The following is a 25,923-nucleotide window of genomic DNA, read 5'->3' on the forward strand; positions in this document are numbered from 1 at the left end:
TTACTGAATTAGCGGTTGCTGTAAAGCAAAAACTTGGTCGTAGCGTGCAATGATTAGTTGATTTTGAACCTGGATCAGGCAATCATTTATTTGTAAGCGGTTAAAACAAACCTGTTCCAATTTCAGGTTATCTTGTGCATGTCTGTTTTATTCAATATATGCCAATACGTGATGCATTGGCGATATCTTTTTGTTTATAAATTAGAAGCCGTCATCTTATTACGGGCGTAATTATCCATGCTGGATTTGCACCTACAATGCCTTTTTCAACCAACCAATATTATATGAACAAACTATTTTATTTTACGCTCACTGTGCTTGTACTGTTGTCGGGATGCAAAAATACCCCGGTGGCAAAAGGGGAGGAATGTTCAGTAAAACTTCCGGGTATTGAGTTCACGAAGTCCCTTAATAACGCCAGCTCATTGGTAAGTATAGAAAGCGGCAGGCTCATCCTTAAAGCCAATGCCAAATCCGACAACTTCAATGATCCCGACGGAAAGCTTTCCAATAACACCGCTCCTGTGCTGCTTGCCCGGCTCGATAACAGCAAGCCTTTCACGTTTATAAGTAAGGTCACACCAACTTTCAACGATGTTTACGACGCCGGCACGATGTACATCTATATGAACCAGAACAAATGGTTCAAGTTTGCATTCGAGCGGGATGAAAGGATGCTTACCCGTGCAGTAACCGTGCGAACCATCGAAACTTCGGACGATAACAACCATGATGTGATTGACAGCGCAAGCATGTACATGAAGATCTCTTCAGACACAAAAACGATTGGCTTTTACTATTCAATCGACAAAAAAACCTGGCAATTGGTTAGGCTATTCCGTAACGATTACCCGGCTGAGGCCTGGATAGGTGTCAGTACACAGGCCCCTGTCGGTAATGGAACAAGCGCTGTTTTTGAAGATTTTTCGTTAACGCAAAACAGCATCAAAGATTTTCGCATGGGAATATAATTCCCGAAATGCTTTACCAATCACTACAACAGGCTCAGTAATCCGGGTCACATAATTGTTGCTGCCCACGGTGCGCAGTGCTTACCTATTGTGCCACCAGCCACTACAGGAATGGCTCGCCCGGTAATCACAGTATTGGGTCGCTCGCTTAATTAACAACAACTTTCCCAATGGTGCTATCCAACAAGCTTGTGGTCCTTCACCCCCTAACCATTGCTGATCACACAGCCTTTTTTCGGGTTAATACGCACCCGGAGGTAAGCAAGTATTTCGACGAAGGAGCTTTAAAGGGGAATGAAACGTCGTTAGAATTTACGCTACGGCTCATCAGGAGCTGCGAATACATCTTTACCATAAGGTCAATAGAAAAACCAGGTCTCATAATTGGCGACTGTGCGTTGCACGATTGGAACAAACAAGCAAACGAAATAGAGATGGGTGGCGCACTACTTCCTGAATATTGGGGACTTGGACTAATGCAATCAGCGCTGGACCTGCTTACCCACTTTGCCAACCAGGAATTGGGAATAAAAACCGTATTGGCCTCGACAACTTCAGCGAATTCGAAAGCCATACGCCTCATAGAAAAGATGGGTTTTAAAAAGACATCGGCCGATGATGTAAATACCATGTTTCGTAAAGTGGTTTGATTGCATCTGAACGGGGTAGTTGAAGCAAATAGCAGCTTATATTTTTGGGCGTGCCCCCCAACAGGGGTTGGGGTCGGGCTTTTGTTCCAAGTCCTCACCCCGCTAAGGCGGGGCTGCGGGCTTTCCACGCAATCCCTCACGCGGGCTCACGATCTCGAATTTTTGCTCGTGAGCCCGTGTGATCACACACGTATGCTTACCTGCATGGGAATGGTAGCGGACTTATTCCTATTTCTGCTACGAAGCAGTATGGAAATTGCCTAGCTTCTGTATCTATGCAGGAAACATACAAGATGAAGTACCTGATCTTAGCCATCCTGGTAACGAGTTTTTCCACACGCTGCATTGCTCAAAAACAGGCAGACTCCACTACCGTGAAGTTTAAACCACCGGTCATCGTAAAAAATGACGAAGCTCCGCGGCATCAAAAGGGTAGAATAGTAAAGTTCAATCCGCCTACAATAGTTCGCGATAAGCCATCCCGAAAAAAGGCGCAAAAGCCTGTACGTTTTAAACCTCCGGTAATCGTGAAAGATTCCGTGGAGAACTAGGGTGATGACCTGGCAAGTGGGGACAGTAAGGCAGGCATACTTTACTGTTCCGATATGTTGGAAAAAGCATACTTGTGAAACCGAAGGGAAGTAGTTTGATGGACCTTAGGAGGGCTTTCCTGCGGGTTACCAAGGTATGCACTATTCAATGCATCTAAGCCTGAAAATACCTGGATCGGTTAAGGTCAGCCTGCCGTTACCTGTTGCAAATATCACACTCCAGACACGCTAATCGCTTTAGATTTGCGCCATGGAAGCTGCGGGATATATCGCATCATTGTTTATTGGGGTTACCCTCGGCCTTATTGGTGGAGGCGGTTCTATTTTAACCGTGCCCGTGTTGGTTTACCTGTTTGCTATTTCACCTACAATTGCCATTTCTTACTCGCTGTTTATTGTAGGCTTAACAAGCCTGATAGGTGCATTCAATAATTATCGAAAGGGTCTGGTCAATTTCAGAACGGTACTGCTATTTGGATCATCTTCTATAACCACGGTGTTTATCGCCCGTAAGTTTATAATTCCTTTTCTGCCCGATGTGTTTTTTACCATTGGTCATTTCAAAGTTACCCATAGCCTTTTTGTAATGGTCGTATTTGCCATGCTGATGTTAGCTGCTTCAGGCTCTATGATCAGCAGCAGGAATATCGAACCAGGCGAAAGGATGAACGCCAAACCAGCGAGGTTAGTAGCATACGGATTTATGATTGGCCTTGTTACGGGTTTTCTCGGCGCGGGCGGAGGATTCCTGTTAATTCCTGCTTTGGTTTTACTTATGAAGTTGCCAATCAAAGAAGCGATCGGCACATCTCTCTTAATCATTGCACTAAATTCGCTCATTGGTTTCGTGGGCGACATTGGCCGCCACCCAATCGATTGGATGTTTATTATGCTTATTTCAGCCATTGCCATCGCAGGAATTTTCATTGGCGGGTATTTCAACCAGCGGGTAAATAGCGAAAAGTTGAAAAAAGGGTTTGGCTGGTTCGTGCTGGTGATGGGCATTTACATTATCATCAGGGAAACCATCCTGAACTAGGCTCGCAGGTTTGGTCCTGATCAGCGTAGGTTTGCTTAAAACCGCTACCACCATGCAAATACGACAATGGGAAGATGAGGACCTTGCGCAATTTAGCTACGCAATACTCAGCGACTGTGAACGCAAGATTATTCTGGTCGACCCGCTTCGTGATCCGAAACAATACCTCGATTATGCTGAGCAGAACCATGCTTCCATTACGGGTATCCTTGAAACACATCCCCATGCTGACTTTGTAAGCGGGCATGCAGAACTCAGCAATATCACCGGCGCAAACATATATACGGGCAACCTGGCCCGGGCGGCATATCCGCACATCCCGGTATTTGACGCAGACACTATTGAACTTGGAAAAATTACACTCAGGATTTTACATACCCCCGGCCACTCAGCCGATAGTATCTCCATTTTAATGGAACACGGTGGGCGTCAAAAAGCCCTATTTACAGGGGATACGCTCTTTATTGGCGACTGCGGCCGGCCAGACTTACGTGAGGAACCAGGTAAGCCAAACAGCATGAAGGTGGAGCTCGCCCGGCAGATGTATCACACTTTAAGAGACAAGTATATGGATCTTAAAGATGATGTTGTCGTTTATCCTGCTCATGGTGCCGGTAGTTTATGTGGGAAAGGCATCAGCAAAGCCAGCAGCAGTACAATAGGGCAGGAGAAGCACGCAAATTGGTCGCTTCAACCCATGTCGGAAAGCGAGTTTATACAAGCTTTGTTAAGCGACCAACCATTCGTGCCCGCTTACTTTCCCTACGATGTAGCCTTAAACCTTGAAGGTGCACCAGCATTCAGAAAGAGTATACAGGCCGTCAAATCAGGTGATCCGATAAGAAATGACCATGATGCTAAAAGGCTGGATGCCGGCACGATCATCATCGACGCCAGAAATGAACGCGCGTATAAATTGGGGCACCTGCCCAATGCCATAAATCTGATGGAAGGTCCAAAGTTTGAAACGTGGTTAGGCAGTGTAATAAAGCCACATGAATCTTTTTACCTGGCAGGCGATAATACAACCCAGTTACAACACCTGCTGGAGCGCGCAGCAGCTATAGGTTATGAACCACAGATACAGGAAACCTTTGTTATAGAGAATGCACCGGGAACCTCACCGATTCTCGATGTTGAGGTATTCAGGCAACGGGTAGAGCACTATACAATTGTTGATGTCAGGAATACTTCGGAGGTGAAAGATGGAAAAGTATTTCAAACGAGCCTGCCAATTCCCTTGCACGAATTACGAGACAGGTTGGATGAGATACCTGTTGACAAACCAATCGTGGTACACTGCGCCGGCGGGTATCGCAGCGCAGCAGGGGCTTCGATTATCCAAGTTAAGCTAAACGGGAACATCCCTGTATTCGACCTTGGCGATGCGGTGAAAGCATTTCAACATGCCTGATTGGGATTGTAGTGCTGCGTTCCAAAGTCTATTGGCAGCATGGGCGCTAAACGGATTTTTGCAGTATGGGATGGTCGATTGTGATGTCCGTTTTAAAGCCGATGGTATGCTTCCTTATGCGGTATAGGTAACGGGCAAGTAAACGATTTGATGAATTCATGCCATTGAAGATGTTGTAAACAAATTCGAGCTTTCCCGTGCCTGCGAACTTTGCGAATTCTGATACATTGGAATTTCCACACAATAACCCGGTGCAGTCAGCCAGCAGCAAAGTATCGGTTAAAACCTCAAGGCCCAGCAGGTACCGGTGATGTTTACGGGGATCTTGATTGTAGGCGTTCTCACCCCGGGTGCGGAAGCTATCAGTATAAATAAGTTTGTCTCCGTAGTGCTTTTTAAAAAGATCCAGGTATGGCTCATGTTCGGTCACAAGAAACAATTTGTCGATATGGTTTTTGCTGATGATTTCTGCAGTGTAAGCAAGCATCTGTTTTTCGGTCGGCGGCAATGGATGAGCAGCTGCTATCTTCATCTCCTGCCCGCGAAAGTGAATGCCCAGCACCCTTCCCCGGAACTTATCTTTATAGCGGTTAATCCGCTCGGTTAAGGCAGGTGAAAACTGCACCAGGCTATTGTACAACGGAAAAAGTTGAGTTAGTTCGCTGAGGTTGTAAGAAAATTGCGGTGGGTAGTGCCCGCTACAGAAAAACACGTTTTTGCTGGTGTAAACTTCCTCAGGCGTAAAGTTCGACACCGGCTTAAAATAATACTCCCAGGCGTTTGAAGTGCCATTTACTTCGTCGGCGACATTATAGATGGTTTTGAATTGCCGGAAATCAATCACGGGTATCATGTTAAGACTTTCGGCTATGTACAGGTGGCATAATACGTTAGCAAAATTTGAGAAAAAACCCGATCCTCCATTTGCCAGCCAGATTACATAGAACATTTTATCGCTGTTGTTGGTGCCAAATGAATGGAAATACCCTGGAGTAAAGTCCGTCACGTTTATGGAACTGCCTGCAGGTGAGCTCACAAACGGGCGAGTCAGATGTGAATGAAGTAGCTTGCCCAGTATCTTTTTCATGCAATAATTTCAAGGCTAAGATAATGTTATATCTGCCGGTACTTTGCCAGCTATATTGATCATTGCTTCAAATCTATGCAAGGACCTGGAAAGCGACATTGCCTCAACATCAACTTGCACACCAGGGAATGTAATCGGCATCAGTTGCCAGAGCAGCTTTAGCGATGCGAGTAGATTGAACCCCGGAAACTCTACTTTAATCTCCAGGGCGGGTTTCTCCTGTTTTCCCCCGCGTGATAAAGTATGATAATGTTATCGTCAGGATCACGAAGCCTCGCCTCCCTCCACAGCCAGGGCTTATCATTTGGAAGTTCCTCAAAGCGCACTCCCTTGCTGAGAAGGCTTTGTACAAAAAGGTCGAGATCATCGAGTTCAAAGTAGACCCAGGTTGCAGAACCATCGGGTGGCTTTCCAACTTTATGTAGTGAGAACGTTGCATCACCATCGCAAATGAACCTTGCATAATGCGGCAGCGCTTCTACGATCATTTCCAATCCAAGCATTTGGTAGAACCGGATCGACCGCTCAACATCTGTTACCGAAATGGTAACCTGGTTTAAGTTCATCGTTTTAGTTGATATTTTTAATTGTAGGTTTACGGAATCGCAACGGAAATCTTGGGCAGTCAAAATGCTGCAAACAAGCATCGTGATCAGTTGATCAGCCAATTGCAATCCCGGTAATACAACAGCCGCAATCGTCTTAATAGTGAGCAAGTCACTCCCCTGCAAAAACCAAAGGCTTATTGCCCCAACAAGCCTTTGGTTCACGGAATAAAAGATTGCAGGTTAATCAACAATCGGCTTATGCGTGCTGACCGCGATCCTGTTCCAGGCATTCATGGTTATCGCCGACATGATGATCTGGCCAATCACTTCAGGGCTGAAATACTTTCCCGCTTCCTGGTAGGTTTGGTCCGACACACCGTGGTTATGGATTAATGTGACCTCTTCTGTTAATCGTAGCATGGCTTTTTCTTCCGGTGTAAACAGGTCGGTCTCATTCCATGCACTTAGCAGAAACAAACGCTGCTGTGTTTCGCCCGATCTAAGGGCCTCTTTCGTGTGCATGTTGATACAGTACGCACATCCATTTATCTGCGATACCCTTACTTTAATCAGGTGCTTTTGAATAGGGGATAGGTCGTACTTGCTGGTAATTACCGACAGGGCATACAAGGCTTTCCATGCTTCGGAAGATGCCGTTTCGATGTTTATTCTTTGTTCCATATTTTTTATTTTAGATCAAAGCTAAACAGGGGTGGTGCGGAACATGCTTAAACTGGTTTAAGAAATTCTTTTACTTCTTATCTCGCTAAGGTATTCTGGTGTAAATCCTAAAAATGAAGCAAGGAGGTATTGTGGTATCCGTTGTACAAAATCGGGGTAGTTACTGGCGAATTGATGATACATTTGTTCGCGCGAAAAATTATACAGGGTTTTGATTCTGAATTGTGCGGCAGCATGTGCCCGTTGATGGATCAACCTGAAGTACCTTTCCATGATTGGATAGGTTGTCAGCAACTTTTCCTGCTCCTCTGCAGTGATGGTTAACACGTTTGATTTTTCTACTGCCTGTATATAGAATTCGGAAGGTTGCCTTGTTGAGAAGGAAATATAATCGGCGAGCCACCAGTGCTCAAGCGCAAACTGTATGGTTTGTTCAACGCCTTTTTCGTTTACGAAAAACATCCGCAAACAACCCTTGACAACAAAACTGTTGCTGTTACAAATTCTTCCTTCAACATGTAAGTTTTGCTTTTTATCAAGGTCAACAGCTACAAAATAGGCGAGCACACCAGCAAAATCTTCATCGCTGAGCTTGATGAACTTTCTAATGTGCTGTTTTAAAATATCTGACATAAGGGGTAGATGCGGATACAGCTGGTGCTGTTAATCCTCACCGGTTGAACGTAATTGTAATCAGGTTGGCTACCCCCGCAGGATAACAGTTCGGGTTAATGGCAGTTGGCGGTAGCTTTACCATAATGCGTTAAGGTGTAATAAAATTTTGTTTGTTCCAGGAAGCCAATCGTTTCAAAAAGGGCCATGTTTAAGGGATCCGTTAGTAGTCACACCCGGAGTAGTCCCCGGAAACCACGTGCCGCATAATACGACTGGGCACCGTTGTGGTACAGGAAAACGTGCCCATAACGGTAGTCACAGAATAGGGCACCCCCAAGTTCCCTGATGTCATCCGGTGTCTTTACCCAGCTTGAAGTTTTCATATCAAAAGGCCCGACCTGTTGAAGTTCCCGGTATTGTGCCTCCGATAGCAGCTCTATGCCCATAGCGGCAGCCATATCAACTGCGGTATTTTCCGGCTTAAACTCTTTCCTTGCTTCAAGCGCCTCATAGTCGTAGCATACACTTCTGCGACCTTTTGGGCTTTCGGCAGAACAATCATAAAAAAGGTATTCTCCGGTTACTTTGTCGGTGCCAATTACATCTGGTTCCCCACCGGTGTTTTCCATTTCCTGTAGCGACCAAAGTTTGTCACTGTGTAATTCCAGTCTTTGCTGCACTTTGCTCCATTCCAAACCCTTGTGCCGTTTACCATTTTTTTGGAACCGGGTTTTTAGAATTTGAATCAGGGCCTCACGATCAGCCTGTGATAATTGTTTTGTTTCTGCCATTGTTATAAAATTAAAATGGTTGCAGTTCGAAGATGGTAGTTTACCAAATCGGGGGTTTTAGGCTAATGTACTATGTATTGATTTCGGCAAGTATGTACGGCAAACTGTGGTTTCCAGGCTTTATTAAGTCATTGTAGATTATGGTTTCGCTGCGGCAACAATCATGTCTTTAAGAACGTCCATATTTACATCGGATAATTTGTTGATGTACAAACAGCCAACCCCTGTTTTGTATTTCCCAAGCTTTTTAAGAGCCGCTGCATGCTGCTGCACATTAAGTCCCAGGTACAAGGATAGGTTTGCTTTCCGGGGAGAGAACCCTATTACAAACCAGTCTACCTCTCTACCTGATGTGGGGCTCTTATACCGGAGGTCGCCAAAGCCAACAATCGAGCTGCCCCACATCTTAGGTTGCTCACCCCTCGCTTCCTTCATGATCTCAAGAATGGTAAAGCTATCGGCTCTTTTCTGTGGACTCTCTACTGAATTGATAAAGTCGATCACGTCAACTGCCGTAGGCTTTGTTTTTATTTCTGCCATGGATTAAAGTGTTGGTTCGGGATAATCTGCAACGCTGGTTATGTGTATCAATGTAAGTGGTGCCGTCACTAAAGTAGACGCAGTCGAATTATTTGGTTGTTGTGCTCCCAAGCTTGTTGCCCATTTTTTCATACTCAATATCATTTGGCTCCCAAAGTTCAACCTTGTTGCCTTCGACATCAAGAATATGCACAAACTTGCCATATTCAACAACCTGGATGCTGTCCATTACCTGAACCCCTTCGTTTTTCAGCTGCTTTACCAATTGGTCCATATTGGCTACCCGGTAGTTGATCATAAATGTTCGTTCGGCAGGGCCAAAGTATTTGGTGGTTTCGGCAAATGGACTCCACTGGGTAAAGCCCTTTTTACTGCTGTCTGCACCTTGCCTCCACTCGAACACCGTTCCATATTTATCGGAATTTAAACCCAGGTGAGTTTTATACCAATCGCGTACTTTCCCAGGGTCTTTGCATTTAAAAAAGATCCCACCAATCCCGGTCACCCGTTTGAGCGGCGCTTCATCTTTTGCCGGTGTTATGTACGACTTAAATGCGAACCCAAGACAAAACATCAACAATAGTGGCAAAGTAGAAACAACCGATTTTTTCATGGTTAGTGTCGTTTATGAATAATGCATTTTGTGGAAAACGACCCCTGGTCTTTCCTGGTGCTCCCCGGCTATAGTACAGCGACGTTTAAGTATTCCGGTCTCGTTTGGCGCCGCATGTTCCTCTTCCGTTTTTCAACTTTTCTTTTAAAGCAGGATGACTTGCTCCAATGCGTGTGTTGTACCCCGACAAAGTAATAATATTAGCTGAGCCGCGCTAGTGCAGCCTTAAACATTTAATGTGTACAACCGCCTGTAGGCTTTCCGAGACAGGTGTAGAAGATGTTATACATAAGATTTGATCAGGAAATGCCATGGCCAGCGGTCTCTTCGGGGTGTAGTTTTTGTCGCCAGGTACCCCAAAGCCCAATGATAAAACCTGTGTTAGTATGGCGTGTCTTTGACTGGGCGACGATTAAACAAATTAAACAATCAACTATTTTCTATGACAAAAGCAGAAATTAACGGAACCGAAGGTTCGCAGGAAGTACTATCAGAAACAGCAGATCAAGCCATAAGCCGGCGTAAGGCAATCGGTGGCCTGGGTGCCGGCCTGGCGGCAGCAATGGTTGCACCTGTTTTGCCGGCAAGCGCTGCCCCATATGCAGGCGCACCGGATAAATTAGAGGATCCGACCACAAAGTATCCCAGGCCTCCCTTTAAAGAACAATCACAACCCTGGCCGGGACTCGGAAGCAAAATGGATCCCCGTCCGGACCATGGCGAAAAAAGTTACAAAGGCTCAGGACGCCTGAATGGCCGAAAGGCATTGATTACAGGTGGAGACTCGGGTATCGGCCGTGCGGCGGCGATTGCTTATGCACGTGAAGGCGCAGACGTAGCTATCAATTATCATCCACTCGAGGAAGAGGATGCAAAAGAAGTAATAGCCCTGATTAAGGCGGAAGGCCGCAAAGCGGTTGCCATTCCCGGTGATTTGAGAGAAGAGGCTTTTTGTAAAAGACTGGTAGCAGAAGCGATCCAGGCACTTGGTGGACTCGACATATTGATAAGCAATGCCGCGCACCAGCAGACAAAAGCCTCAATCCTGGATATCAGCACCGAAGACTTTGATGCAACCATGAAGACAAACATATATGCACCTTTCTGGATCATCAAAGCGGCGCTGCCGAGTTTGAAGCCCGGTTCCTGCATCATCGGAACAACATCGGTACAAGCCACTGATCCTTCGCCCGATTTATACGACTATGCGCAGACTAAGGCAGCAACGACAAGTTTTGTAAGATCTCTTGCAAAGCAACTTGCGCCAAAGGGCATCAGGGTTAATGGGGTTGCGCCAGGGCCAATCTGGACGCCATTGCAGGTTAGTGGTGGAGCCACGATGGAAAAGCTGAAGCAATTCGGCGGCGACACGCCTATGGCCAGGCCAGGGCAGCCTGCTGAGCTTGCTTCGATATTTGTACAGCTTGCAGCAAGCGATGCGAGTTATTCAACAGGGCAGGTCTACGGTGCAGCAGGTGGAAGCGGACAGCCTTAATGGCGATCTATAAACATGTTCAAAGCCGGCTATTCATTACCTAACGGTTTTTCTTTTGATTTCGCGATAGCAAACTCACAGATCAAAGGACAACGTTTTTTAGGGATGTATCGCCGGCTTTTTTTATTTACCATATAAATGCTCCAGGCAGTTGTACCCGCCACCATGGTTGGGGCTCTGCAGCACAACTGTTGCCTAACAAAGCACATTCGTCGGTTTTACGGCAAATGCTTGAGTAATTCCGGGCTGTTTACATCATCCCGCAGCAGTAGCCGATCCCACCTGCTCTGTTACAAGCAGTAGTGCCTGACAGGATACGAAACCTTACTATTTTATCTCCCCCAACTGGTTTGAAGTATTGTTCTGTACAATGGTCTTCAACGATTGCTCATCAAGCCCGGCCGTTTTGAGCACCTCCACGATAAATCCTGTTTTGCCACTAACATATTCATCCATGTTTGTACAGTTTTTTGCGAGGGAACGTTTCAGTTCGCCATATTGGGTCGCCAGCTTACGATCTTTTCTTAGTTGATCACGAAAATGAAGGTGATTTGATAAGGCAACGTTATGCTGCTCACAAACATACAAGTGATGTTTCGGCCAGTTTCGCGCAGGATTTAGCTGATTATCAGGTACCAGCACCTGTTTAAAAGCATATCGACCTGTGATGCCCATTTCACCCAAAGGGATGTATCCGAGTTCCCCCAGTTGCTGGATAATGGCCGGTAACACATTCATATTGTCGATGACCAGGTCTATGTCAAGCACGGGCTTTGCTCCCAGGCCGGGCACCGAAGTACTGCCGACGTGTTGAATATCAATGATGAGTTTTCCCAGGTGTGCTTTGTAAACGAGCTTAATTGCCTCGAATGCTGCCGGCCACCCGGGATCATAATCCACTATCCTTAATTCCATCATCTATGTCGTTTCGTTAGGGCCAGGATGGCATTTCGCTCAGTAATGTTATCATAGTACAAGAGCGCGACGCAACAATGTTCAATAATGTTACCACCGCCTGGTCCATAAAAATTAAAAATGTAAAATGTAAAAAGGTTGGTTGCGCTGATACTATCAGCATACTTACCAGAACTCTTTCCGTAGTTACCGCTGCCTGAAAATTGTCATTGCGCCCCCTTACGACTCATATCTCATCTCTCATATCTCATCTCTCATCTCCCTGTTAACGCTCATCTCTACCTTGAAGGGTTTTCGTAATCTGATATCCCGAAAAATTGTACTATGAAAATTGGTAACAATGTATTAATATCAACTTACAAAGCAATCAAAGGACCACCCATAGTTTCGCCGCCCAAACCTTCAACCCAAAACACCATGAGAAAAAGTGTACTGCTTTTAGTATTGCTGCTAACCTGTTTGATGGGCCCGGCCGCTTTTGCCCAAACAACCCAGGCATCAATATCCGGAACCGTAACCAACAACGAAAAGAAGCCACAAGCCGGCGCTTCTGTTTCCGTTCGGAATGAGTCTACAGGGTTTACCACCAAAACGGCTACCAACGCACAAGGCGAATTTACGTTTAAGGAGTTGCCCCTTGGTGGACCCTATACCGTTAACGTTACCTACATTGGTTATGGCGAGCAAAAAGTAAGCGGCTATTCACTTAACCAGGGCGACGCCGTGAAAGTGGAGATTACCATGCAGCAGCAGGAAAACACACTTGAAGTTGTGCAGGTAGTAGCATCGGGCCTGAAAAACAAAATTGAAAACATTGGCGCAGCAACTGCGATTTCGTCGCGCACAATGACCAGGCTGCCGGTGAATGGCCGGAATTTTACCACGCTGATGGATCTTTCGCCGCTGAGCCGCGGGGGCAATATCGCGGGGCAACTGGGTTCTTCTACCAACTACACGATTGACGGTATGAATGCTAAAAATCCAACCTCGGCAGGTTCAACAACCAGCCGGAGTGGTGCACCATATTCGATTTCTATTGAAGCTGTACGTGAATTTAAAGTGGTAACCAACCAGTACGATGTTACTTACGGCCGCGCAGGTGGTGGTACAGTAAGTGCCGTTACCAAATCTGGTACAAATACACTTAGCGGAAGTGTATTCGGGTATGGCAGGGCCGACTGGCTGGCAAGCAATTACGATATCCGGGGTAACCGCCGGAACAACAATTACTCTACCTACCAATATGGCTTTTCGCTTGGTGGCCCGATTATCAAAGACAAACTCCATTTCTTTATGGCCTGGGATCACCAGCAGGATAACCGTTCACTCGTAATTGCAGATGTTCAATCGCCTGCTGACGAAACCCGGTTTAACGTTACCAAGGCGACCCTGGATAACTTTGTTAGTATTGCAAGGGCCAAATATGGGGTTTCCAGCAAACAACAATATGGATCCTTCGATAAAAACCGCGCTTCCGATGCTGCATTTCTTCGTTTGGACTGGCAGATCAACAGCAGGAACTTGCTGACCATCAGGAACAACTTTACCAACGACAAAAATAAACTTGGGCTTACCGACAACACCGCTATCAACTTATATGAGTCTACGGGCAACGACTATAACCGCGACAATAGCTTGCTCGCAACCTTGCGTACTTCAATAAGCTCACGTTTTACCAACGAGCTTAAAGTGCAACACCTGTATACCTACCAATCCAGTGAGCCGGGCGATGATCTGCCATCCGCAAATATTCCGCGTGCAATCGTTGAGAATGTAACCTCTTCCATCGGAGGTGTAACCAGGTCCACTAACATACAAATTGGCGGACACCGCTTTGCCCAGGAAAACTTTGACAACAATGTACTGCAGGTGGTTGACAACCTTTATTACAACACCAATAAGGTAAAATATACTTTCGGGATCGACGCTATGAACACCCGTTCACATTCAAGATACGGCAGCGAGGTAAACGGGCGCTTTCATTACATCAGCCTGGCAGCTTTCGAAAACAATCAACCTTACCGTTACTATCGCGAAGTTCCGATTGTGCCCGATCCAAGTGTAATCGGCAACATACAAAACCTGGGGGTTTATGCGCAGATGCAAACCACCCTTGCAACAGGTCTTGACCTTACAGCGGGTCTTCGTTTCGACTATGCACACTACCCGACATCTCCCTTAAACCAAATGGTACTGGACGAACTTGAATTGCGTACCGATAACAAACTCAGGTCTTCGGTTATACAACCACGCTTTCAGTTTACCTGGGATGTGAACGACAAGCATACCGACTTTGTTCGTTTCGGTGCAGGGGTATTTGCTTCCGACATTAATAACTACGCACTTATCAATAACCTGGTATTCGACGGTAAACATTCTGCTACGGTAGATGTAAGGGCACCGAATATCCCGGTAGTAAATTTTAATGGTTACCGCGCCGATCCGTCTACCATTCCGACACTATCGGCCTACCAGTTGCCAACAATCAACACCAATGCAACCGACGCACAGGTTCCTGTGATGTACAAAGCCAATTTTTCGTACAGTCATTATTTTACCGGCAAGTTCAAGCTAACCATTTCGGGGTATGCGACACTCGGACGGAACAACTACATGTACGTTGACCGTAACATGGTTGCTGAACCTTTCTTCAGGCTTGCAAATGAAGACAATCGTGGAGTATACGTGCCGCTTAACACCATGCCAACAAATGGCGCCGGCGACTGGCTGGAAGGTCGTGTTAGCAAAAAGTTGGGACGTGTACTGGAACTTAATAGCAAAGGAAAAGTAAACCAGTTTGCGGTAGTGTTTGATGGAACCTACCAGTACTATAAAGATGGCGACATTTCTTTTAGTTATACCTGGAATGACACCCGCGACAATACCTCTTACAATGGAAACGTTGCGAATACAGCAACCCTTTCGCTACCCGTTAAAGATGATCCGCGCGACCTTAGCATTATGCGGTATTCAGACAACCAGTTCAGGCACAAAGTTGTGATTTTCGGTACTTTGCCAACCTTTTTTGGGGTAAATATCGGCGTTCGTTATTCAGGTATAGGCGGCACCCGGTATAGTTTACTCTCCGGTGCAAACAGTAATGCGGATTTTGTTTCCAACACCAACGACCTTGCATTTGTATTTGATCCCAATAACCCGGAAGTTCCTCAGAATGTACGAACAGGGTTACAAGCGATCTTAGACAACCCGGACGCCAGTGGCAGTATCAAAGAATATATCAGGCGATACTTTGGAAGGATTGCGGACAGGAATGCGGGCATAAATGATTTCTTTGGCACAATCGATCTCAGGGTTACAAAGAAGTTCAAATTATACAGGAGTCATCATATCGAATTATCTGCCGATGTGTTCAACTTCGCTAATATGCTCAACAAAAGTTGGGGGGTTAATAAATCATTGGGCAACCAGGCACTGTATGCCATTGGCATACCTGCTTCCGGAACAAACCCTGCGGTTCCCGCTTTTGATGCCGTAAACAAAAGATTCAATTACCGGGTAAACACTGCAGGGGTAGTTACACCATCTGGTGACCCGTTTCAGATGCAGGTTGGTTTGAGGTATAGCTTTTAAGCATTCAGTATGGAACCTTGCTGATGGAAGTTGATTAGCCCATGGTAATCCTCGTTTATTCGCAGGTTTTTGCGAAGCAAAAATGCTTCAGGCAGCATGCTCATCAACGGGAAATGCCCGGCGTATTTCGCCGGAAGAACTTATTGCCGACAAAGAGGCTGTCTCAACAATCTGAGGCAGCCTCTTTCTATTCGGATCATTTTTTCGGAACATGAGTCGTTGTGCTATTCTATCGATTTATATAATTACGAGGCATCCAGTTTGGGTCAAACATCACTCTGTTGTGCTTATCATAACGCTCAGCAGATTACTGATTAAACCACATGGGTTACCTTAATACCAAGCGGAAGGGGTTAGCTACTTTTCGCACAAAGTGATAACTTTCGTATTACAAACCGTGTTACTTTGCACGTTTCTGATAACCTACCATCTATGACACCGGCAAAAGAAGCTACCATATACGATATAGCGCGGGCACTGAAAATATCTACTGCAACGGTGAGCCGGGGACTACAGGGTAATGAAGCCGTAAAAGAAAAAACACGCAAAAGAATTCTCGACAAAGCAAAAGAACTTGGCTACCGGTACAACAGTTTCGCAAGTAACCTTCGACGGAATAAAACGCATACCATTGGGGTGCTTATGCATGAACTCAACAGTTCATTTATGCTATCGGTGCTTGCAGGTATAGAAGCCGTTACCGCCGAGGCCAAATACGACATCCTTATTACACATAGTGCGGAGTCGGGTTCAAAAGAGATTGCAAATGTTCAGAACCTGTTTAACAAGCGGGTTGACGGACTTATTGCCTCGCTTGCGTTTGACACTCCAGATATTTCCCACTTCGACGCTTTTACCGATAAAAAAATACCGGTGATATTTTTTGACCGGGTAGAAGAAAATAAGGGCGGCACAAAAATCATCATAGATAATTATAAGGCCGCTTACGCGGTCACCCAACACCTGGTTGACCAGGGTTGCAAAAGAATAGCGCACGTTACGGGTAGCAGGTCGCGCAACGTGTACGACCAGCGCTACAAGGGCTATGTTGCTGCGTTAAGGGACAACAAAATCAAAGTTGACGAAAAGCTGATTTTTATCAACGATCTTCAAAAAGACTCCTGTGTAGCAGCGGCAAAACAGATGATGCAGATGAAACAACGGCCCGACGGGCTTTTTACTACAGGAGATTTAGCAGCGGCAATTTGCATCCAGGCATTTAAAGAAGGTGGGTGGAAGATCCCGGATGATATCGCCGTGGCCGGGTTTAATAACGACATGGTAAGTACGATCATAGAACCAAATCTTACAACGGTAAACTATTCTGGGTTTAATATGGGCAAGGTTGCTGCACGGATGTTAATCGGCCACCTTACCGGAAAAAACGAAATTTCTTTTACCAGCACGGTAGTGCTTAATGCCGAGTTGGTGATCAGGGATTCTACATTGAGAAAAAAGTGAGTCAAATGCCTGCAGCGGAAAGGAACATCGCTACAAATAATGCCAATGACCATAACAGAGCAAATATCCGGGCAACTCAGGGAAGTGTTTTTCGGGAAAAACTGGACAGCATCAAACCTGCAACAACATGTTGCTGGCATAAGCTGGGTAGATGCAACTACCAAAGTACATTCGTTTAACACGATTGCTGCTCTTGTATACCACAGCTATTATTATGTAGCTGCAAACCTCCAGGTATTAAAGGGTAATCCGCTGGACGCCCACGACAAGTATAGTTTTGATCATCCCGCTATCTATAGCCAGGAAGATTGGGACGGTTTTCTTAACAAAGTCTGGCTCGACGTGGAGGAGCTGGCTACCTTAACAGCAGCGCTGCCGGATGATCAATTATGGAACACTTTTGTAAACGAAGCATACGGTAATTACTACAGGAACCTTAATGGTGTAATCCAGCATACCCACTACCATTTAGGACAGATTGTACTAATAAAGAAGTTATTGGCTGAGCAATAATAAGAAAACCCGGTAAGCTATCCCTCTCTGCTTTCGAGCAGGACTCGCCTCATTCTGAAGCCCTCTCTAACGTCTTAAACCTTCCTGCTTTTCACAGCGAACAAGGACCATGTGGCTCCACGATCCCTTCCTCACACTGCAACAAATCGGCGTGATTATACGTCTTTACTTGCACTTCAGTATTTTAAGTACCAGAAACTTTTGCTACCATGACCGATTGTTTGTATGAGCTCACCGATGCCGATATCCAGGCGGTAAGCAAGTTATCGGAGCTCTATGACAAATATTCCCCGGCAATATACAGGTTGGTATTATCGGCGAACTTCAGCCCGGAGTTGGCTCAGCAGATCATGGTTAAAGTGTACCTGGCTACCTTTCGGGCATTGCGCAGTCAACTATTTGACTTTAGCACAACCTTTCTAAACCTTCGTTGGGAAACTTTAAAACAAATCAGGCAAGCTTTAGCTGAGGGCCACAAAACAGCTGAGTCAACAGCGTTCGAAGCAATAAACAGGAGATCCCTGCTGTCGATGTTATAAGCAGGATACAAGATTGTTCCATTTAATATCGTATCTGCAATAAAGAATGGGGTTGATTATTCGATCCCCCATGCTTTTCGGATGGGTTTTATTTGAAGCAGGAGTTTTTGCAGGAAGCCGACACTTTTTTCAACGTCAAAGAAAGACACACGCATTCGTTCGTAGCCCGCGGCTACCAGCTCCTGCCTGCACTGTTCCTGCAGCACTTGCTGCATTGCAGCCTTAATCGACTCAACCTCGGAAGGATTGAAATACAGTGCAGCATTGCCCATTATCTCTTTATGACCCTTTAGCGCCGTACAAAGCACCGGACAGCCCAACTTTGCAGCTTCTATTAATGGAATATTAGTAGGTCCTAAAAAGGTGGGCATAATCATAGCCACCGCATTTTTGTATAACGAGTAGAGCGCTTTGTAGCTGATAAATCCGGGAAACAGCACCCTGGAGGTCAGTCCCAGGCTCTCGACCAGTTTTTTGATATACCTGAGGTTGCCTTTGTCGGAACCACACAATACCAACTTCAGTTGCTCGCCACCAGGTTCGCGGGTTAATGCAAAAAACGCTTTAACGAGGTTGTAGTGATTTTTGTGTGCCCAAAACTGCGCAGGATACAAGAAAAAACTGCCCTTTACCAAACCAATCTGCGATAAGATTGCCTGTTGTTCCGTTTCTGAGACTTCCTGCTTTACCACTTCCCCGCTAAACAAGGGTAGCATTTTAACCTTTTCGGGATTGATGGGGTAGTAGTTCAATAGTTCTTCAATCCCCGCCTGAGACTCGCACAGGATCAAAAATGCCTTATTGACCATGCTGATGTAGTAGGTCTCCCGCTTTTTGAAATTTGCCTTGTCGGCCACTTCAGGAAATGGGTACATCGATTTATGACCGACGTCCCAATGGGTGATGATCGCAGGATAATCAATAATGTTACTTACTGGTCTAAGGTAATAGACCATGTCGATATTTTCCTTTTTAAGCACATTAATGATACACTTGTTCCGTATGCCGTCCATCACGTTCATAATGGAATCACCCAGCGAAACATAGGCTTTTCTTACTGTTCGGTACCACACCCGGTATAACACGTCGAACGCGGTATACATAACGGCCGGTGCGAAATCTTTTTTGATTAATATCGTTTGCTTAAGGTTGGGGAGACTCTCTTTGGCTTTCTTGGAGAAAACAATATTGATTATTTCGATCTCGGGGTAGAAATCGTAATGGTTTATCGTGTGTAATAATGTTTGATAATAAGTATATCCACCACCTTCTGTTGGTACAGCATTGTGATCAACGATAATTCCGATTCTTAACTTATCCATCGACATGTATGTGGTCAGCAAATATACCTATTGGATAGGTGATGTTTTTTATGAAGCCGTTGGCCGGCTGCGAAATAGCTATGACTGGCTTAACCAAATTGGCCCTCGATAGGGTGCCTTCAACATCTGCGTTGAACGTTGTCCTCATAACGCTTTGTGCTATTATCGGCCGAAAATAAACAATAGTTTAGCTGAAAGCGCATAGTTTAATACCTAGGTTACCGGGAATTGTACTTTGTCGTTTTGATCCGTATACGGTCCTTGTTTAACTTCGATCATTTCTGTAGGCTCAAGAAACTCAAAACCATGACCGCCGCATGCAAGTAATATTACGTCGCCTTTACTGATTACCACGCTTTCGAGAAAAGCCTGGTTATCGTTGAAGAAGTCAACCCGCACTTTGCCAGACTTAACAATCAACACCTCCTGTGTAAGGTTAACCTTCCGGTCGGTGTGCACGTGAATATGGGGCTCAACCACATAGCCTTTAGGCCTGTTCATATAAGCGAGCTGTTGCGAAAATTCTCCCGGTGTAAAAAATTCTATACCGTCCGACCTGAATTCAGCCCGGATGATAATGGCAAAGATTTTTTGATTACATACAACTTTCTCGATCATGTTTCATAAGTATAAGCTACTTAGTTGCTTTTTCAACTGGAAATTGGTTTCAGCCTGGTTATACTTTGATCACCTAAAGTTAACCCGACGTTGCCTCGTGTTTGGCATTAATCCCCCGCCGTTGACTCCGGCCAGGCAGTTTACAAAACGTAAAATGGCTTGTTATGTTGTTTGGCGCTGAACAGGCAACTTTACGTTCAGCCATAGGCTGCCGACCTGTTCACCAACGACTGTTGTACTTAAGCGTACACAGGGAGGTTTATATCGTCCCTGTAATCACAGGCAGTAGATTTTCGAAAGAATATTGATTCATATGAACCACACCGATTTCAACGCGTGCAATATATTAAAGTTTGTTTGCCTGCTTAAATTTATCTGTTCTATGTGCGTAATTGCAAATGCCCAGCGATATTTCCGAGGTTAGGTGTATAGAAATGGCACGATGATCTTATTCAACTATGGACGACACCAGCTTCGTTGTTTCCATTGCTAAACATTATGGGGCAGTCGCAATACAAACAGGTATTTATCCACGTTTTCGTGCAGTACCCAACTTACGATAGCCGGTACGATCCTGCCACTGAAAGCTTTTATGTGAAGTATGGCTGGAGTGGCGACCGGGTGGCAACCGATACATTTACCTACTGTGGCCCGCGGTAAGCGTAGTGCAGGCCGCACCGTAGGTCAGTGTCAGTTTCAATCACCCGCCTTAACAGCACCAGGAAATCCATGCGTCTGCAGCTGACTCAACCGGCAGTTTCCAGGGCTATAACCAGGTCATCTATAAAGCGATTGCGTATTTCCTCGGAAAGCAAGCCCACCGACAGGTACGGATTTAAGTCTTCCAATTCAACCAGCAGCAGTCGTCCATCCGGCATTCGACAGGCATCAACACGCGATATGCCGCGTTTCAAGGTGTTCCATCGTATGAACTTATTTGCGAATTCGAGATCGTCGGCGCTGGCGTCGTATAGCCTGAGCTCCCATCGCCTGGCTACATCCGGCGCATACAATGCATACTGAAACGACTCGTTCATGTAGTAAAAGGACACCTCGTATTCAAAATCCAATAGGGGTTGGATGAGCTTTCCCCCGGGCAGTACAGTCGACAGTTCCGATTTTGTGAGTATCTCCATACCAATGGAATCAGCTCCGTCCAGTAGCTTAACAACGTATCTTTCGGGCTTTCCCAGCTTGTCAATATCGTTTATCGTGTCAACGGTTGGAATAACCGGGTACCCGGCGTTCCACAGATCAGGCAGGTATTGTTTGCCCCGGATGTCGGCTTTACCGTCAAAAGAGTTGAAGGTCAGCACGCCCGTCCGTTCCACGGCATCCAAAAACGCGTTGAAGTTTTCTTTGTAATAGATCACCGGACCCGTGTTTCTGAAGACAACAATGTCGGCGCGGTCCAAAAAGGAGATAGCCTGTATCGGATGACAGATCATTACACTAAAATGCGCCATTAGCTTCGAAGTGATATATAAGTCCTCTTCGTAATAGTTGCGGCCCTTTGCTTCATAGTACAGGTCTGTCAGGTATAATATTGTTTTCACCGGCGGTGGTTAAGATTTCCACGAAGATGCTGTTTTCTGCCGCAATACGATGGCTGCGGGCGATCCAAATATAAACTGGTGCCTTTAACCAGGCGCTATCGTGCGTACTACCCCAACTTGCTACAGGAAGATCTCGTTGTAAGATGCTAACGCGTATGCGGTTGCATAGGCGAGCGCTGAAATTTGTATATAATTACTACCCGGGGTCAAACATAGCCGACTTATAAAAGTCAATATCAGCTAAGCCTGGATCATAGGCGACACTTATGTTAGTGTGCCGCCTCAACAACATGTTTTTTTATGGACCTGGCTACGGTAGCTCCGGTTGAGCAGCCGTTGCGTCGCACAGCGTATACGGTAGTACTTACAGCGGCCAACATAACAATACAATGCAAATCTTACCGTGAATAGTAATTCCATTGTGGCTGCATTTACTATAGTAGGTCATATCTACGAACCGGCAAAACATTAACTGATTGCGGCCTCGTGCTCCACCACACCGCCAGCCGAACTAGCGCAGCCCGGCGGCTAGTGTCACAACTTAAAGTTCGTAAGCGGGTACTAATTCAATGTCAGGATTAAACAGCGGCACCAGGTACTATTGGCATTTTGATAAACGAAGCGCGTGCAGAAGATGCAAATGCTAATCCGTGTTCGGTTTCAACTTTACACTGCTGTGTAACAAGATTACGATAGGATAGCATGCCGGTTTTACTTTGAGGGCATAGAATTATTTTCTGGACGCTTTGGCAATTTTGTTGTAGTCAAGTGCGAGTCGTAACCAATAGGCGAAATCATCTTCGTTGGCAAGGTTGGTGGTTGCAACATGTACGTACCCTTTATATTGGCGCCCACCCATGCTTACGGTACTGCAACCCGGCTTTGAAACTGCTTCTTCGTGGAGTACAGGATTTATTCGAAACATCATTCGATCGGCGCCAACGGTAACGCACATCTTCTTGTCGACCATAAATGCAAGTCCGCCAAACATCCTTTTTTCTTCCACGTCTGGCAACGGGGAGAGTGCCTGTCTAACCCGTTGGGCAAATGGTTCGTTATATGCCATAATATAATTTTGTTTCCACGATAAAATCGGCAGTTTCCGCGAGTATAGAGCCTGGCTTAATCCGGGCAGGGTAGTAGTGCCACCCCTTATGATTTTGTCTACTTTGAAAATACGCTATTGAATGTATATTCAAATATTCTGTAAATTATTTACTAAGTCAGGCGCAGCCATTTTTTGATTATAGTTCTGGCCGCGGGTTAAATTGTCCAAAGTGCCAGAGAACTCCCGATGGATCATGTAAGAAACACTCTTTCCCCCAGTTTTCATATCGAATGGGTGTAAGTTTTGATCCCTCATATTTAGCCGGCAGGTTTAACGTCAACAGTTCGATGTAATATGCCTCAACATCTTCTACTTCTAAAAACAACATTGTGTTATCAATCCAGTCCCGCACATATGCATCCTGTAAGTAAAAGCCCAGTTCTCCCATGCTGAAGTACGACATAACATGGGATATGCTATTCTCCACGAAACCAAGTTCCTGGTAAAAGGCCCTGGAGAGCCCGAAGTTTTTTGCTCCAATAAATGCGCGGATTGAACGGGGTTTTTGGGGCATTGAAATTAGTTGTATTGGTTATTGTTTCTATTGAAGTCCATGCTACTATTCGCATAACGGTATACGCTTCCGGGCTTTCGTTAACCTGTTCAACGCATTGTCGGAAGTTGTTCTTACTACCGGGAAAACTACTTGCTGCTTACTTTATACCAACCCACCATTGTTTAAATACCTGCTTAATGTTATTCAATTGAACCACTTCTCCTATCATTGGGGTTACCAGTGGAAAATGGTAGGCTTCATTTAGTTTGCTGATCTCAACGAGTGGTTCGTCCCAGGGGTGATTAGCAAGTACAAACTTCGACGAGTGCACGGGAAAAAGCCTGCGGGCCTTAAGGTCGCGAGCTGCCATCAAAACCTCACCCGGAAGGGTATGCACATACCTCCATGCTGAGTCATATTGACCATTGTCGATGATGGCCAGGTCTATCGGGCCATAGCGATTACCAATATCTGCAAAGTGTGTATCATAGCCACTGTCGCCGCCAATATAGATTTTCATAGTAGGACTCTGTAAAACATACGACATCCACAGTGTAGTATTTCTCGCAAAGGTTCTACCCGAAAAGTGTCGTGCAGGGGTACTAACGGCAGTAAAGCCATCGCCAAGTTCAATCTGCTCGTACCAGTCTTTTTCAATGATGCTTTCGGCAGGGTAACCCCAATACTCAAAGTGGGCACCGACGCCAAGGCCACATATCACCTTTTTTACTTTGCTTTTCAACGCCAGCAGCGTTTCATGGTCAACATGATCATAATGGTCATGTGATAAAAAAAGGTAATCAATAGGCGGAAGTTCAGCAGCGGTATAGATGTCTGTGCCATCAAATGCATTGACTGTTCCGGGTACCGGGGATGCATTGCCGCTAAATACAGGATCCACTAAAATCCGTTTACCATCAAGCTGGATAAAATAGGAGGAATGCCCAAACCATACTAAAACATTTGTATCCGCTGGCAAACTAAGCAGGTTGGTTTTGATGGAAGGAATGCGATCGATGGGGGTACGCCTCGGAGCTTTGCGGAACAGTTGGGTATACGTCACGCCGGCCATTGAATAGCCTTCCGTTAACTCCGGTGTTATACTCAGGTTTTGAAATTTCCCCTCTTTATAACGGGGCGATTTTTGGATGGTTGCCAATCTTGCTCCTTCAGGAGCTTTCCCGAACGTAGCTTTTTGCATATAAGCAACCGTAACGATCGTTAGCACCATTGCAATGATCAGGATTACGACTACCGTTCTTTTTAATATGCTGGAGATTTTACGAGGCATAATGATTAAACCAAAGCCGATAATTTAGCGGCCCTTTTTACCGCTTTCATCATTTCGGGCTAAGAAAAATATATTAAGACTGATTACAGCAATAAATACACACAATGGTGAAAAGAACAGGGTATCATTTACTGCAAACTTTGTGACTTTTATTGTTTTGAAAAATCCAAAAAACCTGAAGTCTCCAATTGCCCTCAGGATAAAGATACCGGCAATGATCAAAGCTCCGTACTGAAAGTACTTTGTCTTTATGTGTTTATGAAACCAGCCTAAGTTGCCAACACTGATAAAGGCCAGTACTGCCAGGCCACTGGCCACAATAATCCCTGTGGTCATCCCGGGGTTTAACTTTTTTGAACCACTGGAGTTTGTAGGTAAAACCTCGTCATACCAAAATGTGCCTCCAAATGCCCAGTAGAAATGCAAAAGGGAAAGTAATGCAAATATTGCCGTGTTGATTATTACGGGTATGAAAATGCGGCGGTTTAGTTGATTGTTGTTCATGAATAGCAGTTTCGGTGAAGTTGAAAACAACCATCAAAATCGTCAAGGCAGGCTGATTACCTGGTAGGAATTCGGATCGTTGTCAGATCCCCTCGTTCTTCACCTTGATCAGCAGTTTGGGATCATTCGTGTATATTCTTTCAATCCCCATTCTTAATAATTGGCCCATCATCTTTGGGTCATCAACCGTCCATGCGCCCACCTGAATACCTGCTGACTTTATCTTGTTGATTTTTTCAGTTGTAATGGTTGAGAAGTGCAGTACCATCCTTTCAAAACCTCTTTCCTTCGCAATCGTTATGTCGGCATCGATGTCTGCTGTTGCAGGACGGTCCCAAAAAACAGGGATCGATGGTGCCAGTGTTTTTACTTTCGACATTAAAGGCAGGCTTGCATCATTGAAGCCAACGATTTTTTCCGCATTCAATTTTCTAACAATGGCAATGGCTTCTGCTACGCAATCCATTTTCGGCTGGATGGACAACCGTACTTTGCTTTGCCTTAACATCAATTTCAAAGCTTCAGACAACAGTGGCATACGCTCTGGTGGACATTCTTGTATGGTGAGCTTGTTTTTATTCCTAAACTCAGTTGCAACATCCACCTTCAAAAGCTCAGCATAGGTGGTATTGGCAATCTCAAGGTCAATTTCACTTGCGCGTTTGGTGTTTTTGTCATGGCTTACCACAATTTGCCCGTCTTTACTTTTATGAATATCCAGTTCAACCCAATCAGCGCGCGCATCAATACCTGCCTGGAATGCCTTTAGCGTATTTTCGGGATATGCCATTGAGTATCCCCTGTGAGCAGTAACCCCGGGTACCATTGCGGCTGGGGTATTGCGGTTAACCTGCGACATCGAGGCAAGCGGTATGCACACAAACAATACAAAGTAGGTGAGGAGAATTCTCATAATATTTTTCTGAAAATCAGTAATGTTAAACAACATTAACGACGCACAAAGTAGCATCTTCCGGCGATTAATCAACCCTGTAGTTGCCGCAACCAACGTGC

Annotated in this window: 27 protein-coding genes; 11 read left to right on the top strand and 16 right to left on the bottom strand. The window is 45.4% G+C overall.

The window, feature by feature from the left end; all coding sequences use genetic code 11:
• Positions 1–284 precede the first annotated feature (284 nt).
• The 5 genes from EXU57_RS00320 (at position 285) to EXU57_RS00340 (ending at position 4,625) form a co-directional block, all read left to right on the top strand.
• The gene (locus tag EXU57_RS00320) at positions 285–971 is read left to right on the top strand and encodes a DUF1349 domain-containing protein (protein ID WP_133266173.1); all 687 of its coding nucleotides are present in this window, start codon (positions 285–287) and stop codon (positions 969–971) included.
• 170 nt (positions 972–1,141) lie between these two features.
• Entirely contained in the window at positions 1,142–1,621 is a 480-nt protein-coding gene (locus tag EXU57_RS00325; RefSeq protein WP_133266174.1) for a GNAT family N-acetyltransferase, read from the top strand.
• 293 nt (positions 1,622–1,914) lie between these two features.
• Positions 1,915–2,172, top strand: coding sequence for a hypothetical protein (locus EXU57_RS00330; RefSeq protein ID WP_133266175.1), 258 nt, complete (start codon positions 1,915–1,917; stop codon positions 2,170–2,172).
• 250 nt (positions 2,173–2,422) lie between these two features.
• A complete protein-coding gene (locus EXU57_RS00335) occupies positions 2,423–3,211 on the top strand; it encodes a sulfite exporter TauE/SafE family protein (RefSeq protein WP_133266176.1) in 789 nt (262 codons plus the stop codon).
• Between the two features lie 52 nt (positions 3,212–3,263).
• Positions 3,264–4,625: an MBL fold metallo-hydrolase gene (locus EXU57_RS00340; protein WP_133266177.1), complete on the top strand. Its 1,362-nt coding sequence runs from the start codon at positions 3,264–3,266 to the stop codon at positions 4,623–4,625.
• Between the two features lie 46 nt (positions 4,626–4,671).
• On the opposite strand, the gene EXU57_RS00345 is transcribed toward EXU57_RS00340, so the two are convergent.
• From EXU57_RS00345 to EXU57_RS00375, 7 genes are all read right to left on the bottom strand, one after another.
• The gene (locus EXU57_RS00345) at positions 4,672–5,712 is read right to left on the bottom strand and encodes a hypothetical protein (RefSeq protein ID WP_133266178.1); all 1,041 of its coding nucleotides are present in this window, start codon (positions 5,710–5,712) and stop codon (positions 4,672–4,674) included.
• A gap of 191 nt (positions 5,713–5,903) precedes the next feature.
• The gene (locus EXU57_RS00350; RefSeq protein WP_133266179.1) at positions 5,904–6,278 is read right to left on the bottom strand and encodes a VOC family protein; all 375 of its coding nucleotides are present in this window, start codon (positions 6,276–6,278) and stop codon (positions 5,904–5,906) included.
• Between the two features lie 222 nt (positions 6,279–6,500).
• On the bottom strand, positions 6,501–6,941 hold the full coding sequence (locus EXU57_RS00355) for a carboxymuconolactone decarboxylase family protein (RefSeq protein ID WP_133266180.1): 441 nt from the start codon (positions 6,939–6,941) through the stop codon (positions 6,501–6,503).
• A gap of 57 nt (positions 6,942–6,998) precedes the next feature.
• Positions 6,999–7,574 (bottom strand): Crp/Fnr family transcriptional regulator, encoded by a 576-nt coding sequence (locus EXU57_RS00360; RefSeq protein ID WP_133266181.1) that lies wholly within the window; start codon positions 7,572–7,574, stop codon positions 6,999–7,001.
• A gap of 209 nt (positions 7,575–7,783) precedes the next feature.
• Positions 7,784–8,347 (bottom strand): DUF4256 domain-containing protein, encoded by a 564-nt coding sequence (locus tag EXU57_RS00365; RefSeq protein WP_133266182.1) that lies wholly within the window; start codon positions 8,345–8,347, stop codon positions 7,784–7,786.
• Positions 8,348–8,485: 138 nt separating this feature from the next.
• Complete coding sequence (locus EXU57_RS00370) at positions 8,486–8,887, bottom strand: DUF1801 domain-containing protein (RefSeq protein ID WP_133266183.1); 402 nt, start codon at positions 8,885–8,887, stop codon at positions 8,486–8,488.
• Between the two features lie 88 nt (positions 8,888–8,975).
• Entirely contained in the window at positions 8,976–9,500 is a 525-nt protein-coding gene (locus EXU57_RS00375) for a VOC family protein (RefSeq protein WP_207955346.1), read from the bottom strand.
• Between the two features lie 442 nt (positions 9,501–9,942).
• On the opposite strand from EXU57_RS00375, the gene EXU57_RS00380 reads away from it, so the two are divergent.
• Positions 9,943–10,995: an SDR family oxidoreductase gene (locus EXU57_RS00380; RefSeq protein ID WP_133266184.1), complete on the top strand. Its 1,053-nt coding sequence runs from the start codon at positions 9,943–9,945 to the stop codon at positions 10,993–10,995.
• 327 nt (positions 10,996–11,322) lie between these two features.
• Here the strand turns inward: EXU57_RS00380 and EXU57_RS00385 are convergent, their stop codons facing one another.
• Positions 11,323–11,913: a GrpB family protein gene (locus tag EXU57_RS00385; protein WP_133266185.1), complete on the bottom strand. Its 591-nt coding sequence runs from the start codon at positions 11,911–11,913 to the stop codon at positions 11,323–11,325.
• A 321-nt stretch (positions 11,914–12,234) separates the two neighbouring features.
• Here EXU57_RS00385 and EXU57_RS00390 point away from each other — a divergent pair, with 321 nt between their 5' ends.
• The 4 genes from EXU57_RS00390 (at position 12,235) to EXU57_RS00405 (ending at position 18,014) form a co-directional block, all read left to right on the top strand.
• On the top strand, positions 12,235–15,501 hold the full coding sequence (locus tag EXU57_RS00390; RefSeq protein WP_243745467.1) for a TonB-dependent receptor: 3,267 nt from the start codon (positions 12,235–12,237) through the stop codon (positions 15,499–15,501).
• 432 nt (positions 15,502–15,933) lie between these two features.
• On the top strand, positions 15,934–16,962 hold the full coding sequence (locus EXU57_RS00395) for a LacI family DNA-binding transcriptional regulator (protein WP_133266186.1): 1,029 nt from the start codon (positions 15,934–15,936) through the stop codon (positions 16,960–16,962).
• A gap of 45 nt (positions 16,963–17,007) precedes the next feature.
• Positions 17,008–17,475 (top strand): DUF1572 domain-containing protein, encoded by a 468-nt coding sequence (locus EXU57_RS00400; protein WP_133266187.1) that lies wholly within the window; start codon positions 17,008–17,010, stop codon positions 17,473–17,475.
• 209 nt (positions 17,476–17,684) lie between these two features.
• On the top strand, positions 17,685–18,014 hold the full coding sequence (locus EXU57_RS00405) for a hypothetical protein (protein ID WP_133266188.1): 330 nt from the start codon (positions 17,685–17,687) through the stop codon (positions 18,012–18,014).
• 56 nt (positions 18,015–18,070) lie between these two features.
• Here EXU57_RS00405 and EXU57_RS00410 read toward each other — a convergent pair whose 3' ends face one another.
• Together EXU57_RS00410 and EXU57_RS00415 are read right to left on the bottom strand one after the other, a co-directional pair.
• On the bottom strand, positions 18,071–19,336 hold the full coding sequence (locus EXU57_RS00410) for a glycosyltransferase family 4 protein (RefSeq protein WP_165957982.1): 1,266 nt from the start codon (positions 19,334–19,336) through the stop codon (positions 18,071–18,073).
• Between the two features lie 213 nt (positions 19,337–19,549).
• A complete protein-coding gene (locus EXU57_RS00415) occupies positions 19,550–19,954 on the bottom strand; it encodes a hypothetical protein (protein WP_133266190.1) in 405 nt (134 codons plus the stop codon).
• A 498-nt stretch (positions 19,955–20,452) separates the two neighbouring features.
• Here EXU57_RS00415 and EXU57_RS24920 point away from each other — a divergent pair, with 498 nt between their 5' ends.
• Complete coding sequence (locus EXU57_RS24920) at positions 20,453–20,614, top strand: hypothetical protein (RefSeq protein WP_165957983.1); 162 nt, start codon at positions 20,453–20,455, stop codon at positions 20,612–20,614.
• Between the two features lie 86 nt (positions 20,615–20,700).
• On the opposite strand, the gene EXU57_RS00420 is transcribed toward EXU57_RS24920, so the two are convergent.
• The 6 genes from EXU57_RS00420 to EXU57_RS00445 all read right to left on the bottom strand — a co-directional run bounded on the left by EXU57_RS00420 (position 20,701) and on the right by EXU57_RS00445 (position 25,822).
• Positions 20,701–21,510, bottom strand: a complete 810-nt coding sequence (locus tag EXU57_RS00420) for a hypothetical protein (RefSeq protein WP_133266191.1) — start codon at positions 21,508–21,510, stop codon at positions 20,701–20,703.
• 730 nt (positions 21,511–22,240) lie between these two features.
• On the bottom strand, positions 22,241–22,576 hold the full coding sequence (locus EXU57_RS00425; RefSeq protein WP_133266192.1) for a TfoX/Sxy family protein: 336 nt from the start codon (positions 22,574–22,576) through the stop codon (positions 22,241–22,243).
• Between the two features lie 178 nt (positions 22,577–22,754).
• On the bottom strand, positions 22,755–23,132 hold the full coding sequence (locus EXU57_RS00430; protein WP_133266193.1) for a glyoxalase: 378 nt from the start codon (positions 23,130–23,132) through the stop codon (positions 22,755–22,757).
• A 139-nt stretch (positions 23,133–23,271) separates the two neighbouring features.
• Positions 23,272–24,405 carry an MBL fold metallo-hydrolase gene (locus EXU57_RS00435; protein WP_133266194.1) on the bottom strand — a complete coding sequence of 378 codons (1,134 nt, stop codon included), beginning with the start codon at positions 24,403–24,405 and terminating at the stop codon, positions 23,272–23,274.
• A gap of 24 nt (positions 24,406–24,429) precedes the next feature.
• Complete coding sequence (locus EXU57_RS00440; RefSeq protein WP_133266195.1) at positions 24,430–24,909, bottom strand: DUF3995 domain-containing protein; 480 nt, start codon at positions 24,907–24,909, stop codon at positions 24,430–24,432.
• 82 nt (positions 24,910–24,991) lie between these two features.
• A complete protein-coding gene (locus EXU57_RS00445; protein ID WP_165957984.1) occupies positions 24,992–25,822 on the bottom strand; it encodes a glycerophosphodiester phosphodiesterase in 831 nt (276 codons plus the stop codon).
• Between the last annotated feature and the right edge of the window lie 101 nt (positions 25,823–25,923).

Origin of the sequence: Segetibacter sp. 3557_3 (genome assembly GCF_004354985.1) — a bacterium.
Classification (GTDB): domain Bacteria; phylum Bacteroidota; class Bacteroidia; order Chitinophagales; family Chitinophagaceae; genus Segetibacter.